We start from the raw sequence: 14,836 nt of genomic DNA on the forward strand, positions 1-14,836 counted from the left end.
GCGTATAAGAATTTTTCGCCTTTCATTGAGATTTTTTTATGCAACTGATCCACATCTTAGGTTATGCAGGCTTAGTGCCTTTTATCGGCCTGACGTTTGTACAACTATGGCCTCAGCTTATAGCTTTTACTTTGCCTTTTAGTGCATTCCAAAGTTACAGCCAGATCATCCTGGCCTTTATGGCTGGAGCACTCTGGCCTTTACTTAATCAGCAATCCGGACCATCTCTGCCTGTGTGGGTGGTGAGCATAGCTCTGGTTGGCTGGTTTAGCAGCTTGCTTTTGCCACAGCACCAGCTTCTGGTGCTTGCAGCTGCTTTTATCGCAGTCCGGCTGATTGAACTCTGGCAAGGCAGCCTGTTAAATTACAGCCCCGCTTACCATAGATTAAGAAATCAGCTGACGACTGTGGTTGTGTTCTGTCACCTGCTGTACTGGTGGTCTCTTTAACAGAGCAACTCAAACCCTTCATCCAGCCACCCCGTCACTCCGCCTATCATCTTTTTGACTGGTCTTTGTAACTGAGCCAGTTTTAGTGCCGCCTTATCTGCACCATTGCAATGAGGTCCGGCACAATAGACAACAAACAAAGTATCGGCCGGATAAAGCGCCAGACTTTCAGCTGAAATCCGGCTATGCGGAAAGGACACAGCTTCAGGCAAATGGCCTTGCTGATAAGCAGCCTCTCCCCGTACATCCAGCAACACAAAATCCTTTCTTTTATTGCTGATGGCATGGTGCAAGTCCCAACAATCGGTTTCAAACTGCAACAAAGCACTAAAGTGGGCAACCGCTTGATCGGATCCCGCTGCTGTTGGTCTGGATACCATAGATGACATAAATACAACTCCTGATTAAATGCGCTGCATTCGAGCGCTGATGAACTTCAGCAGTACTCTACTTCACAGACAAAGCCCACACCATTGGCTGAAAAGACACAATAAGATAGTATTAAGCCAACCTCAGCCATCAGCTAAATACGGACAGCCATTATGCATAAAGTTGCTATTTTATTAGGCCCTGCAGTGGCTAGTTTTGAACTGGGTTGTGCTTCAGAGTTGTTTGCTTTAAGTCGGCCTGAATACCCAAACTGGTATCAGACCGATATTATCAGCTTTCATCAGGGGCCTTTCACTGCAACTGGCGGCCTGCAATTGCTGGTACCGCAGGTGCAGGATTTAACAGCCTACGATACCATTGTGATCCCCAACTGGTCTGTGTCGCAGCCTGAACCTCCAGCGCTGTTGCGCAGTCAGTTAGTGGCCGCTTATCAGCGTGGTGTCCGGCTTATTTCATTCTGCTCAGGTGCATTTTTGCTGGCAGAGCTTGGCTTGCTTAAAGGCAAAGCCGCAACGACCCATTGGCGTTATGCCGATGAGTTTCAGCGCCGTTATCCTGACAGCAGGTATCAGCAAAATGTGCTCTATTGTTTTGATGGCCACATAGGTTGCTCGGCTGGTAGCGCAGCGGCGCTGGATTTGGGACTGGCGGTAATAAGGCGGGATTTTGGCTTTGAAATTGCCAATCAGGTGGCAAAAAGAGCGGTGATTTCCGCTCACCGTGAAGGTGGACAAGCTCAGTTTGTCGCACAGCCGCTACAGAAAAAAACTAATTTACTCAGCACCACTATGGACTGGGCTTTATTGCATTTACATCAGCCTTTAGCTATTGAGCAACTGGCCGATAAAGCAGGGATGTCCAGACGCAGTTTTGATCGGCATTTTAAAGCCAGTACGGGCTTAAGCCCGCTGCAGTGGCTGACGCAACAACGCTTGCAACTGGTGCAGCATTATCTGGAACAAGGTCAGCATTCGATAGAACAAATTAGTGATCTGACAGGTTTTGGCTCAGCATTGAACTTGCGTCAGCAGTTTCAAAAGCAATTGGGGATAAGCCCCCGTCAGTATCAACGTCAATTCAGCTGCAGTCAGTTGTAAGCTGTGGCATAGCTGGTGGCAAGTATCATCTAAAAACATGTGAAAAACGGCCAGCTTTTGCCGCACCTTGCTTCATGACCCGCTATTTTCCTGTGTTTTGAAGCCAAGTAACTCTGGCACCAAATTTGCTCCTTTTGTGTAAAAGGTCAGATCCATGACCACAGCATAAAGCTCAGGAGATCCGTATGTTCAGTATTTCTGGTGCCACACAGTCGCTTGGACTGGATAGTCAGCTATTGAAATCCCCGTCCTTTGGCAAAGACAGGGTCTTTGTTGAAGACCCTTATGCCGACAAAGTCAGTTTGTCTGATGGACAACAAGAACCTGCTTTGACTTACATCCATCTGGCAAAAAGCAACAGCAGCTCTTTGTCTGAAGAACCAAGCAAACAAAATGAAGAGAATGAACAGCTAACAGATACAAGTCGGCTTGCCAACATGATGCAACAAGTGCTGGACGCCAAAATGGGTATAGACAGGAAAAAACTGGAAGAAATAGAAAAGAAAATTGAAGCTCTGCTCAGTAAAGAAGGCGAACTGACGGACGCTGAAAAAGCTCAGCTGGACATACTGCAAAAACAAAAAGAACAACTGATCAAAGAAAGTGCAAAAAAACTGACTGAAGAAGCAAGTTAATTCAACGATGGATTGTACTGCCGGGTTTGTTTTTGCAGCTGTGCAACCCGGCCAGAATCCTGCCATTTTTGCAGCAACTGACTCACCTCTTGTTGCAACTTCTGATCAGTAAAGCCAATTTTATGCTCAGCTTTTGGAAACAAATCGAAACTTTTTACCTTATTTGCAGATAACCCTTTTTCAGCCCAGCGCCGATAAAACGTCACTTTATCCAGCACCAGCAACACAGTGCGCTGTTGCTGCAACAGATCAATGGCCTGATTGTGATCCACCACTTCCCTATAGGATGGTGAGCTTTGCATCGCCTGACTAAATTCGGTACCGAGAATTTTAGTCGCATTATGAAAACTGACCACTGAATAACGGCTCATCTGCTGCACCTTCTGCAACGAGTCCGGAAAATCGGACAAGGCAAAAACCAAGTTATGAAACTCCAGATAAGGCTGACTATAAAACAGCCCTGCTAACTGCTCTTTACCTTGTCGTGCTGCCATATCCAGTTGCTTATTTTGTAACATGCGGCTTAATCTGGCGTGTGGCACAGCAACAAACTTTACCTTATAGCCAAGCTCAGCCAATAACTGACGAAACAATTCAGTTTCAAAATGAAGGGTATTGCCTTGTTTTTGCGGTGCAGCATTTTGACTCAGACCTACCCTCAACTCTGTTTGGACTGAGCTTGCATGGCAGGGCAAAGAACACAAAAGCACCACCAACCAGCTACTGATATTGTTCATTATTCCGCCTCTGATCAGAAATTGTGCCCCAAAGATAAGTAATAGCGATACGCCTTGCCATTCAGATCGTCTTCCGCCCGGCCATATCCGAGATAGACAGGACCAAAAGGACTATCCCAGCCAGCAAAAACACTGCTGGCCCAAATCCAGTCGGTTTCATTGGCAAGACGTTCAAGCTGGATCATATTGCCATGCACCAGGCCTTTTTCCAGTGAAGCGCCCAGATAAAAAGGCGAATTAATGATACTGAATCTGTTTTCACTCATTTTGTACAGGTACACCAGACTGCCAAACTTCACTTCACTGCCAAACAAATAGTTTTTTGGGTATCCGGACAGATTTAATAAGCCTCCCAGTGAAAATTGTTCCACAGCCACATTAGGGTCGCCGGGCGTATACTCTTCATGACGCCAGCGGGTTCGCAAAATATGGCGCTCAAAAAAGCTGCGGGCAGCCAACACTTCAATGACATGACTACGACTGCGATTCGTCTGGCCCAGAGCTGTATCATCTAACCACTGCCAATTGGCACTAATGCGAAAACCTCTACTTGGAAAAGCCGGATTATCCAGTCGATCCCAGACAAAATCCAGCACAGGCCCTTCACGCTGATACTCCAGCTTGCTAAAACCCAACTCGTCCACCCCGGACACCGGAATACGAAAGTAGCCATTCTTGTCAGTCCAGCCAGAACTGAGTCGGGCATGATCAGACAAGTTCCAGCCCGCTTTCGCCGTCAATGTGGTTTCTTTATTAGATAAGTCGCCTAAGGATAACCCTTCAGTATCTTCCAAAGCCAAAATAGTGGTATCGCGCATTATTTGTGCGCTGACAAAAGTGGCAGGTGTAAAAACGGGCCAATACAATTCTGAACTAATGAGCTTATCTGTACCCAGCGCCAGTTCATTGTGCCATTCGGCCCCTAACTCAGAAATGTTAGTGTAGGTATAGGAAGCAGCCAGTTGGTAATATCTGTTATTGCGGAAATCATCTTCCATAGTAAAACGGAAATTCAGATAACCAGGCCCCCAGTCTTTTTCCACGGCCCGAACTTTTAAGGTGGTATCTTCACCTTGTGAATTTTGCTCCAGTTGCAAAGACACCCGCTCCAGCGTATCGACGCCATACACCTGCCTCAAACCTTCTTTGAGTTTTTTACTGTTGTAATTTTGGCCTTCTTTTAATGCCAGCCTGTGCAATATGACCTGATCAGATAACAAGCTTTGATTATCCAGCTCAATGCGATCTACCCGAATGCTGGTCGCTTGCTTTGCTCTGTGAGCTGCCAGCCAATCCGGAAAATGCTCTGGATAGGAAAAACTGGCCAGTGCAGCAGCTTGCTGTTGTGCACTGACACGACCCGCGTCGATGGAGGCAGGCAACTGTTCAAAATCCAGAGTGCCAATTTTTGCCACGTCCGGATTGAGCAGCAGATCCTCAGATCCTAACAAAGCAATCTGTTGGTCGACCACCTGACGCACCAAAAAATTGGTTAACTGATCAGTCACGGCAAAAGCTGAATCCAGCTGTTCTTTAGTTAGCAGGGGCGCATCTATAGCGACAGCTATCACTCTGTCGGCGCCTAAATCTTTAGCAATGCTGACAGGTAAGTTATTCGCCACGCCACCATCTACCAGCACCCGGCCGTTAAGTTCCATAGGCCGCACTACTCCTGGGATCGACATAGAAGCCTGCACAGCCTGCAATAAGCTACCCTGACTCATCACCACAGTTTCTCTGTTGGTTAAATCTGCAGCCACGGCACGAAAAGGGATAGGCAACTGGTCAAAATGACTATGATTTAACTGAGCTCCATAGGCCTCCAGAATCAGTTCCGCCATAGCCTGACCTAACAACACGCCTTTAGGAATTTTTACGCCTGAACTGTCCAATCCAAGACCCAGCCGGATTGGATAATGGTCTTGTTGCTGTTTGCGTCGCACCGGCATTTCATCACGATGCACTTTATCGCGAAAACCTGTACTCCACTCCAAATGATCGAGGATAGACTGGATTTCATCCGGACTATGACCTGTTGCATACAGGCCGCCAATAAAGGCTCCTATGCTGGTGCCTACGATCAGATCTATAGGTATGCCTTGTTGTTCCAGTTGCCGGATCACACCAAGGTGAGCGCCGCCACGGGCACCACCGCCCCCCAGAACTAAAGCGATACAAGGCCGGTTTTTTACTCTGGCGCAAGGCTCCTGCCCTGTGGCTTCAGACTCTGCGGCAAGCACAAATTCGCTGAACAACAGCGCAACAAACCACAGTCCCCATTTTGCCCTCATCCGCAGCTCCTCTGTTTAACTCATCCATTACTAACAATAGTATTAAATACGAAGTTGAAAAGTCAGGTTTTTTTCTGGTTTTGCCGCTTTAGAGTTGAGTCCTTTCTGAGTTGTTGCTAAGGTTTCATCACGGCAGCATTGGCGTTCACTATTGAGAGCATTAGTGTTGTAGCTGCCGATATCCTGACACTCAAATTTTCCTTTATTATCTACTATGACAGCATTCACTATTTGCTGCCACAACGAGGTCAAATGTTCGATTCATTGCGTAGTCGCCTGGTGATATCGCTTGTTAGTCTGTTAACCATTCTGGCTTTAGCCAGTGGTTTAGCCACTTTAAATGCGATGAAAAAAGACAGTGAACAACAAGCCCAACAAGTATTAAGGGTTGCAGCTAACGTATTTATACAGGCGCTGGAGAACAGAGCCAGCCAGCTCACTAATTCTGTCAGTATTCTGGCCAGCGACTTCGGATTTCGCCGTGCTGTAGCCACTGCTGAGCAAGAAACTATTTTGTCTGTACTTGAGAATCATGGCAGCAGAGTCAATGCCGATCTGGTGCTGCTGCTATCTCCAGCGGGGGACTTACTTACCAGCACCAGCACAGATTTAACAAATGCAGATGTAAAGCCAGTATTTTTACAGAGCAAAGGCAATCAGTCCGGCACTGTCAACGATATTCTGGTATTAGCAGGTAGTTCCTACCAATTGGTACTTGTCCCTGTCAGAGCACCGCAAACCATAGCCTGGGTTGGCATGGGGTTCAGTTTAAACAAAGAACTGGCCGAGCAAATTAAAGGTATCACAGATCTGGATATCAGCTTTACGACCAACAGTGACAAGGGAAATCAAACCTTACACTCCACCTTAGACAGCATGACACAACAAAGCTTGTTACCTTTATTGCCTAATCTGGCGGACACAAAGCAACAACCTTTTAGCAGCAACGAAGACCAGTTTTTATCTTTGGCTTTAGCCCTGGACCAACAGCAATTGCTTTGGGCTGTATTGCATTATCCAAGTGCACGCTGGCAAGAAAGTTACCAGCAGATCCGTCAGCAACTGCTGGTCATTTTTGGTTTGAGCTTAACCCTGGCACTGCTGTTGGCTTTTGTGATAGCCCGCAGTATTACTCAGCCTTTACGATTATTGTCCGACTTTGCCAGCCAGATAGGTCAGGGTCTGACGACCAAGGATTTACCTGCAGCCAAAGGTGAAATAGGTTTGCTGGGAAATACCTTACAAAAGATGCAGCTGGATATCCGCAGCCGGGAAGCGGAGCTGCTGTATCAGGCTGAACATGATTCCCTGACAGGTTTAAAAAACCGCGGCGCAGCCGAGCGTAAGCTGGCCGAACTGCTGCCCACTGAGGATGTGGGTTTATTGCTGCTGAATATAAAAAATTTCCGCCATATTAATGATGCTTTAGGTTTCGCCAATGGGGATTCCTTATTGCAACAAATGGCGCAGCGTCTGAATCAACTCAATCCCACGCCGTTGCTGGTTGCCCGCTTAGGTGGAGATGAATTTTTATTGCTGTACAACCAGCATATTTCTGCCCCGCAATTAGAACAATTAAGGCAGCAACTGCATTCAGGGTATTTATTGGCCGATTCGTCTTTGAGCTTACAGGTGTCCCTTGGCGCTTATAATATTGCCCCCGGCAGCGTACATGCCAATGATGCCATTCGACGACTGGATATTGCGTTAAGCCATGCCAAACAACAGCCTGGAATGATCGCTTTTTATCAGCAAGGTCAGGATGAAAGCCATCAGCGCGAATTGACCATTTTGCGAGACTTACCAGCTGCCTTGCAGCAAAACCAGCTCTTTGTGGTGTATCAGCCCAAAGTGGAGCTGGGTCAAAGAAAGTGCAGTTCTGCCGAAGCATTAATTCGCTGGGTTCACCCTGAGCTGGGTTTTGTGCCACCAGATGAATTTATTAAACTCGCTGAACACTCAGGCAATATAGCCCTGGTGACAGAGTGGATGCTCAACACTGTGGTTGCTCAATTAGCCCTTTGGTATCAACAGGGGAAACGTATTACTGTGGCCGTTAACCTGTCGGCCCATGACTTAACCAACCCACAGTTACCTGCGGACATTGCCGCCCTTTTGCAACGCTATCAACTGCCCTCGTCAGTGTTAGCACTCGAAGTGACAGAAGGTGCAGTGATGCAGGATCCAAAACAAGTGATCCAGATTTTAACCCAACTGCGTGATATGGGTATCGAGCTGGCGATTGATGACTTTGGTACAGGCCAGTCGTCCTTAGCCTATTTAAAGCAGTTGCCGGTGCATGAAGTAAAAATCGACCGGGCTTTTATTAAAGACATTGAACACAATCAGAATGATGCTTTAATTGTCAGCGCCACCACGCAACTGGCTCATAGCTTAGGTTTAAAAGTAACAGCTGAAGGTTTGGAGAACAGAGCAGGACTTGCAAAGCTGCAGCAATATCAGTGTGATAAGGTGCAGGGCTATTTTTTCTCTAAACCTTTAACTTCAGAAGTTTTCAGCGAATGGCTTCAACAGTTTGCTGAACAGAATTCTCAATGGTTTGAACAAGAAGTAACTGAATGAAAAAAATTTTAGTGGTGCTGTGTTTAGCAGTAGCCAGCAGCAACCTGATGGCAGGATCCAAAGTTATAGCCACCGGAGGGGCGACAAACATCGAAGGCAATTCAGGCGGAGGCATAGTGCCATGGGCCACTATCAACGGCTACAGCAGCAGTGACGAGTGGTCAGTCACTACCTTTGCCGCCCGGGTGGGTGTGGATGATTTTACGCTGGATAGTTATGGTGTGGGTGCCAGTTTCAACAACCAGTGGGAACTGTCTTTTGCCCGACAAAAGCTCGGTCTCGACACTATAGGCGGTGAGCTGCGTCAGGACGTTCTGGGCATCAAATACAAAGTGGCAGGTGAGTTATTGTATACGGCTATGCCACAAATCAGTCTGGGTGTGCAATTTAAGAAAAACCGCGACTTTGCTTTACCTGCGGCTGTAGGCGCTGGTGATGATTCTGGCTATGAGTTTTATGTTGCCGCCACTAAAGTGTTTTTTGATGCCATAGCGGGCCGTAACCTGTTACTTAATACGACAGTGCGTTCAACAGAGGCACATCAAACCGGCTTGTTAGGTTTTGGCGGTCAGGGGGTTACTCGTAAACTGATGTTTGAAAGCTCAGCGGTGCTGCTGCTGAATTACAATCTGGCTGTTGGCGCTGAATTTAAGCAAAAACCCAATCAGCTGGGTTTTGCTGACGAGCAACACTGGCGGGATTTATTTGCTGCCTGGTTTATTAATAAAAATGCATCTGTGGTTTTGGGTTATGTCGACTTAGGTGACATAGCGGGCCTCACAGAACAAACCGGCTTTTATCTATCAGTGGAGGGCACATGGTGAAGTACCTGCTGCTAATCGCGACCTTGGTCTTAACCGCCTGCCAGCAAAAACCAGAAACTACTTTGTACCAACGTTTAGGTGCAGAAGCAGGCGTTGAAAAAATTGTCGATAGCGTTTTGTATGGCATCGAGCACGACCAAAGCATAGTGCATCATTTTGCAGACACCGATATCCCCAGATTTCGACGTTTGTTGATAGAGCAGTTTTGCGAACTCTCGGGAGGTCCCTGCACATACACAGGCGTTTCTATGCAGGAAAGCCACACAGGTTTTCAGATCACTCAGGCGCACTTTGATGCACTGGTCAATCATTTAATTACAGCTATGCAGCAACAACAGGTTCCTGTTGCAGCACAAAATGAATTTCTGGCGATGTTAGCGCCTATGTATAAAGATGTGGTGTATCGCTGATCATGACTAAAGTCGTTTTTCTTGATGCAGCCACTATGGCTGAAACCGATTTGAGTCCGCTCCGGTTAGCTGATGTCAGTTTAAACCTCTATCCCCAAACCAGCGCTGAGCAATTACTTGTTCATGCAGGCGGAGCGCAGGTCGTCATCAGTAATAAGGTGCCGCTGGATGCGAAAGCTATAGCGGCTTTGCCTGAACTGCGCTGTATTCTGGTTGCAGCTACAGGTGTGAATATGGTCGATTTAGTTGCAGCCAAGGCAGCAGGCATAGTGGTTTGTAATGCTCAGGGGTATGCCGGTACTGCAGTGCCCCAGCAGGTCTTTGCCTTATTGTTGCAACTGACCAACCATATTCAGTCTTATCATCAGGCAGTACAACAAGAGGCCTGGAGTCAAAGTTCGCAGTTTTGCCTGCACCTGCAACCTATAGAAGAACTGGCGGATAAAACCATGACTCTGGTGGGATACGGTGATTTAGGTCAGGCCACGGCTCGTCTGGCAGCAGCTTTTGGTATGAAAGTACTGCTAGCTGAACGACCTGATGCCACAGAAATTCGCACAGGCCGAACTCCCTTTGAAAGCGCAGTGCGCCAGGCCGATGTGTTGTCTTTACATTGCCCGCTCACTGCGGCCACCGAAAAACTGATCAACGCAAAAACCTTAAGCTGGATGAAACCCACTGCATTGCTGATTAACACCTCACGAGGTGGGCTGATTGATGAATCGGCGCTGGCGGACGCTTTAATAAATGGCCGCCTGGCCGGAGCAGCTTTGGATGTATTAAGCATTGAGCCACCACCTGTCAGCCACCCGCTGCTTAGCCAGCCCATTCCTAATCTGATTGTGACCCCTCATGTCGCCTGGGCCAGTCGTCAGGCGATGCAACGTCTGGTGGGGCAACTGTCGGAAAACCTGCAAGCCTTTATTCGTCAGCAACCTGTTCGTCAGGTGTAAGACGGATAAAGTGATGTTGCGAGTCTAAATCCAGAATAAAATCTGCACACTGCGGTAGCTGTCGCCAACTCTGTTGCGTCAAACGCTGGAAGTACAACATAAAGCCTTCAAGTTGTGCAGGGCTTTTTCCTAAGCCCTGCTGCTGCAGAACTTGTTCCTGCCAGGATCGCCAGCGACAAACCGCCTGCCAGTCCGGCGCATTCAGCCAAACCAGCTGGTCCAACTCTTGCCAAACAAGTTGATAATCGCCATTTAGTTGTTGGTTAACCTGACGCCGCCATACCGCATCAGAGTCCTGCTGTTGTTCCAGTGCATTGATAGGCTGCAGCAGTTCATGATCCGGCTGTGGTTTCAGCCCAACACACCAGCCTTCAACAATCAACAATCGCGCCCCTGTTACTGGCGCTGCTGCTGCAGCTTTGTCTTGCCCTTTATCATAACGACGCCAGTGCTGAGCTTCGCCCGCTTTGAAATTTTGTAACTGGGACAACAGCAGTGCTATATCGTGGCTGCCAGGAACGCCACGCTCAGCAAAAAGTGGATGCCAGAGCCTGGCTCGTTTTAGCCTTAGGTCAGGTTCAAGGTAATAATCATCTAAAGACACCACATCAGCCTGAACACCTAATCCTGACCATAATTTTTGCAAAGCTGCGGCCAGACTGCTTTTTCCACTGCCCTGAGCGCCACTGATGCCTATAATCAAAGGCTGTGACGGTTGAAGCTGACTTAATCTACTGAGTTGTTTATTTATAGAGTCCAGCTTCATCAGTTGAGCTTTCAGGCTATAAAAAAGCCAGTGTCTCAGCCATAAATTGCTAACATTTTCAGTCACTAAGCACCTCGTCGTTTTGGTCTGGCTGTCTGATTTTCTTTCAGTTACACTGCGTTGTCTATTTTTTGGAGTACGTCCGCATGCGCTTTGCTTTCTGCTTTTTTTTGCTGCTGTTTACTGCTGGCACCTATGCAGCGGATTTAACTCAATTATTAGAGCAAACCAAGGCCAATCCGCAGGGCCAACTCGATGCACAGCAAACTCAAGCTGCACGCACTGCAACTGACTATTTTCTGTTGGCCTATAGCCATTATGTGCTGAAAAACAAAGAGGCTGCGCTGGAGTTCAGCAATAAAGCTCTGACGTTAGAACCCGACACCGAGCTTGCCGCTCGTATTTTATTAATGCAGGCTTTAACTTATGGCGTATTTTACCGCGACACTGCGCTTGCGGTTGAAAAGCTAAAACTGGCACAGGCTATTTTGCCTGAGGAAAAAAGCCCGGTGTTGCTGGCACTGCGAATGGATATTCTGGAAAGTTTTTCGCAAGCCTACAATCAGCAAGGAAACACCGAGCTCGCGATGAAAGCCGCGGCACAAAGTCTGGCCCTGGCGACTCAGGCCGCGGACAAACAGCGTCAATTGGATTCAATGATCATGTTGGGTCGCCTGCATTTACAAAACAATCATTTGACCAAAGCTTATCAGCATTTTAAATCAGCTTTACCGCTTGCTATTGAATTGGCAGATCAACAAGCCATTGCCTCGATCAATATGCGTCTGGGTATGGCCTATCAGAAGCTTGGACAACACGAGCTGGCGTTGCAGCATTTTGAAGAAGCTGGCAGGCTTTATCAGCAGTTAGATAGTCTAAGTAGTCAGGTAAATGCGCTGATTAATATTGGCGACAGCCAACTGGTGCTTAAACAAATCGACAAAGCGAAAGTCACTTACAACAATGCCCTGAAATTAGCAATGGATAGCCAGGATCCCCATATGCTGATCTCAGCTTATGTCAGTTTGTCAGAATTGGCACTGGAGCAAAACGATCTGGATCAATCCGAGCAGTTGCTGATCAAAGCCCATCAACTGGCCAGCCAGGTATCGGCACAGTCCATCAAATCTGAGACTGCATTGTTTCTTGTTAATGTGTTTATCAAAAAACAAAATTACAGTGCGGCAACACAGTTGTTGGCCGAAGCTGCACCACAACCGGATAAACTGGCCGGCTATCTTCAGCATAAACATTTAGCCTTAAGTGCGGAACTGGCGGCCCTTGAACAACAATGGCAACAAGCCTATCAGCTGGAAAAGTCAGCCAATCAGTTGGAGATCGCTCAGCTCAATGACGACAGCAAACTACAACTGGATAGCTTGCAAAGCAGTCTTGAACTGCAGATGCAACAAGAAAAACAACAACAGGTGCAGCAAGCACGGCAACAACAACTCCGGCAATGGTTGCTGATTAGTTTGGCTCTGTTGGCAATTACGTTTTTTTGCTTGCTTTTGTTGTTGAATAAACAGAAAAAAAACAGTTCAGGCACCTTGGTGCAGCAACCACAGTGGCGAAGTTTTACCGAGTTAATGCTGCATCATCACAGGGCTAAAACTCAAGGACAACTGCTGGTGATCATTCCGGCGCAAACGAATGCCCTGCTGAGCAAAGGCATACAACAAGTCAGCGCAGATTTCGTTCAGTTCAGAACACTGTTAGACCAGGCATTATTTTGGGTTGAGCAGGATCAGGAGTTCTGGTTGTATTGCGCTTCAGAGCAGAAAGCTCATGACTTGCAACATCAGTTGCTCCAAAGCTTAGCCCCAGATTATCAGGCTCATTCGGCGGTTTTACCTTTGCACTCACTGCTGTCTGAACGCATTTGTGAACAGGACTTAGACGCATTGCGTGAGCTGGTCTGGTACAGCTTGTTTTTGGCGCAGAAACAAGGGCTGCAAGGCGCTATGGAATTCCACTATCAGTGCAATCAGAGCCGCCCTTGCGCCTGGCAAGCTGAGAACCTGAGGCAGGATTTATTTAATGCCATCAGCCTGGGCTTATTGGAAGTACAGGCGAATGGCATTTCATTGACTGACAAACTAAAGCAACAATTGGCTCAGATTTGAATCTGCATTAAGTTTGTTGGCAGTTCAAACTCCATAGCGGTTTTACGAAAAGGACAAATAAACTTCAGCTTCACCGCTTGCAGCATCAAACCTTGTTGGTTTTTATTACCCGAACCATAGGCAGGGTCGCCCATCACAGGGTGCCCAGCCCAGGCAAAATGACGGCGGATCTGGTGCTTACGTCCGGTGATCAGCTTCACCCTGATGATGCTGCTGCGGCGCTCTTCTGAATAAGACTCCAATTCAAATTCAGTGCTACAGGCTTTGTCGTCCAGCGGTGCAGTCAAAACGCCTTTTGCCAGCAATTCTTCAGACAGCTGACCTTTGACTTCAATCCGGTATTCTTTGTCGATTTTATGCTGCTGCATCATCAGACTAAAAGCTGCTGCAGCTTGTTTGGTATGAGCTATTAACACCAAACCACTGGCTTCACGATCCAACCTATGCAGTAAAAATACCTGACGTTTGCCTTGCCAGTGCAGCTCCGCAAAACGCAGTAAGGCCAAATGGTCGCCCCACTCATTACCTTGGGATAACATACCTGCAGGCTTAAACCAGACACTATAACCACGAGCTTCGTGAATAAGAACTGCAGGCTCACAACTGCGCTGCAGTAATTGCTCGTCGTAATTTAGTTCCAGACTGTCACCAGGTAATAGATCCGCCTGAGCACGGCGTAACCTTTTATTTTGTTTACCACGCCGCCACAACACCGCACCTTTATTCATAGCATCTTTCAGCCGGCCTTTACTCAGTTGTGGTGCAGCCGCAACCAAAGCTTCAATAGCTTGTTGTGGCTCTGTAATCTGGAGCTTTTTTGTCAGTTTCAAAATATTTTCACTTAAAAAAGAGTTCAGCCAGTATTCATGGCCATTAGCCTGTAATGATACCAAAGCTTAGGAGGCTCTGTGTATGCGTAAATTTTGGTTGGTCAGTTTATTTGTTGTAACACCTTTTCTTACTCTGGCCGCGCCTGCAGAAGTCGCATCCACCAAAGAGTCATTTGCGTTGCCGTCTGAGCTGGCTGCGACAGCCAAACCTAAAGCAACACTGCGCAGCAGCGGCGCCTTAATTCAAAGTGTCGAAAACAATGTCTGGTTTGATACCATAGATATTTCATTTGACTCAGACTTAAACAACAACGGCTTTTATCACGGTCTTTATGTTCGTTTTGACGCCGATACAAACTATACGTCGGTTCCAGTCTATGCCCATTTTGCGTTAAAACGCACCGGAGCACCTGAGGTCATCATCCATACCAGTTCTGTATTTACCTTATACGGCACCAGTGCAGACGATTGGTTTGCGATAGAAAGTGAACTGCTGCATAGCCTGCCGCCAGCCTACTACGATTTGGTGATCCGGATTTATGATGCGGATTACAATGACTTGTTAGCTGAAATTTCAGGATTCGACGAACCAGCGTTATCGGAGCTTCCACTGGAAGATTATTCTTATGACAGACCACAGGTTGTGATTATTGAAGAAGACAGCGGCAGTTTAGGTTGGTTAAGTGTACTGGCATTGTTTGCAGTTGCTGTTGCACGCAGAAAATTTAAAGTGGTTTAACTGCCA

15 protein-coding genes are annotated in these 14,836 nt (G+C 47.2%); 9 read left to right on the forward strand and 6 right to left on the reverse strand.

The annotated features are described in order from the left end of the window. The first annotated feature begins 38 nt into the window (after positions 1–38). Positions 39–449, forward strand: a complete 411-nt coding sequence (locus P3C17_RS06875) for a DUF3429 domain-containing protein (RefSeq protein ID WP_300928717.1) — start codon at positions 39–41, stop codon at positions 447–449. Here the strand turns inward: P3C17_RS06875 and P3C17_RS06880 are convergent. Continuing rightward, complete coding sequence (locus P3C17_RS06880) at positions 446–838, reverse strand: rhodanese-like domain-containing protein (RefSeq protein WP_300928718.1); 393 nt, start codon at positions 836–838, stop codon at positions 446–448. The two genes, P3C17_RS06875 and P3C17_RS06880, sit on opposite strands and share 4 nt — an antisense overlap. A 153-nt stretch (positions 839–991) precedes the next feature. On the opposite strand from P3C17_RS06880, the gene P3C17_RS06885 reads away from it, so the two are divergent. Further along, a complete protein-coding gene (locus P3C17_RS06885; protein ID WP_300928719.1) occupies positions 992–1,936 on the forward strand; it encodes a helix-turn-helix domain-containing protein in 945 nt (314 codons plus the stop codon). Positions 1,937–2,121: 185 nt separating this feature from the next. Then, the gene (locus P3C17_RS06890) at positions 2,122–2,571 is read left to right on the forward strand and encodes a hypothetical protein (protein ID WP_300928720.1); all 450 of its coding nucleotides are present in this window, start codon (positions 2,122–2,124) and stop codon (positions 2,569–2,571) included. Here P3C17_RS06890 and P3C17_RS06895 read toward each other — a convergent pair. The 3 genes from P3C17_RS06895 to P3C17_RS06905 are packed head-to-tail and all read right to left on the reverse strand — an operon-like array spanning position 2,568 to position 5,827. After that, complete coding sequence (locus P3C17_RS06895) at positions 2,568–3,308, reverse strand: transporter substrate-binding domain-containing protein (protein WP_300928721.1); 741 nt, start codon at positions 3,306–3,308, stop codon at positions 2,568–2,570. The two genes, P3C17_RS06890 and P3C17_RS06895, sit on opposite strands and share 4 nt — an antisense overlap. 14 nt (positions 3,309–3,322) lie before the next feature. Next, positions 3,323–5,599 carry a patatin-like phospholipase family protein gene (locus tag P3C17_RS06900; protein ID WP_300928722.1) on the reverse strand — a complete coding sequence of 759 codons (2,277 nt, stop codon included), beginning with the start codon at positions 5,597–5,599 and terminating at the stop codon, positions 3,323–3,325. A gap of 42 nt (positions 5,600–5,641) precedes the next feature. After that, the gene (locus P3C17_RS06905; protein ID WP_300928723.1) at positions 5,642–5,827 is read right to left on the reverse strand and encodes a hypothetical protein; all 186 of its coding nucleotides are present in this window, start codon (positions 5,825–5,827) and stop codon (positions 5,642–5,644) included. 24 nt (positions 5,828–5,851) lie between these two features. Between P3C17_RS06905 and P3C17_RS06910 the strand changes: the two genes are divergently transcribed. The 4 genes from P3C17_RS06910 to P3C17_RS06925 are packed head-to-tail and all read left to right on the forward strand — an operon-like array spanning position 5,852 to position 10,369. Further along, positions 5,852–8,182: an EAL domain-containing protein gene (locus P3C17_RS06910; protein WP_300928724.1), complete on the forward strand. Its 2,331-nt coding sequence runs from the start codon at positions 5,852–5,854 to the stop codon at positions 8,180–8,182. Further along, positions 8,179–9,006: a DUF3034 family protein gene (locus tag P3C17_RS06915; protein WP_300928725.1), complete on the forward strand. Its 828-nt coding sequence runs from the start codon at positions 8,179–8,181 to the stop codon at positions 9,004–9,006. The genes P3C17_RS06910 and P3C17_RS06915 overlap by 4 nt, the downstream gene beginning before the upstream one ends. Further along, positions 9,000–9,416, forward strand: coding sequence for a group 1 truncated hemoglobin (locus tag P3C17_RS06920; RefSeq protein WP_300928726.1), 417 nt, complete (start codon positions 9,000–9,002; stop codon positions 9,414–9,416). The genes P3C17_RS06915 and P3C17_RS06920 overlap by 7 nt, the downstream gene beginning before the upstream one ends. Positions 9,417–9,418: 2 nt before the next feature. After that, positions 9,419–10,369, forward strand: coding sequence for a D-2-hydroxyacid dehydrogenase (locus P3C17_RS06925; RefSeq protein WP_300928727.1), 951 nt, complete (start codon positions 9,419–9,421; stop codon positions 10,367–10,369). Here P3C17_RS06925 and P3C17_RS06930 read toward each other — a convergent pair. Further along, entirely contained in the window at positions 10,338–11,201 is an 864-nt protein-coding gene (locus tag P3C17_RS06930; protein WP_300928728.1) for a kinase, read from the reverse strand. The two genes, P3C17_RS06925 and P3C17_RS06930, sit on opposite strands and share 32 nt — an antisense overlap. 80 nt (positions 11,202–11,281) lie before the next feature. On the opposite strand from P3C17_RS06930, the gene P3C17_RS06935 reads away from it, so the two are divergent. Then, positions 11,282–13,261: a tetratricopeptide repeat protein gene (locus P3C17_RS06935; RefSeq protein ID WP_300928729.1), complete on the forward strand. Its 1,980-nt coding sequence runs from the start codon at positions 11,282–11,284 to the stop codon at positions 13,259–13,261. Here P3C17_RS06935 and P3C17_RS06940 read toward each other — a convergent pair. Next, positions 13,252–14,091 (reverse strand): RluA family pseudouridine synthase, encoded by an 840-nt coding sequence (locus P3C17_RS06940; RefSeq protein WP_300928730.1) that lies wholly within the window; start codon positions 14,089–14,091, stop codon positions 13,252–13,254. The two genes, P3C17_RS06935 and P3C17_RS06940, sit on opposite strands and share 10 nt — an antisense overlap. 82 nt (positions 14,092–14,173) lie before the next feature. Between P3C17_RS06940 and P3C17_RS06945 the strand changes: the two genes are divergently transcribed. Further along, on the forward strand, positions 14,174–14,830 hold the full coding sequence (locus tag P3C17_RS06945) for a choice-of-anchor H family protein (RefSeq protein WP_300928731.1): 657 nt from the start codon (positions 14,174–14,176) through the stop codon (positions 14,828–14,830). Positions 14,831–14,836: the final 6 nt, after the last annotated feature.

Source organism: Rheinheimera sp. 1928-s, from assembly GCF_029269265.1.
GTDB lineage: Bacteria > Pseudomonadota > Gammaproteobacteria > Enterobacterales > Alteromonadaceae > Pararheinheimera.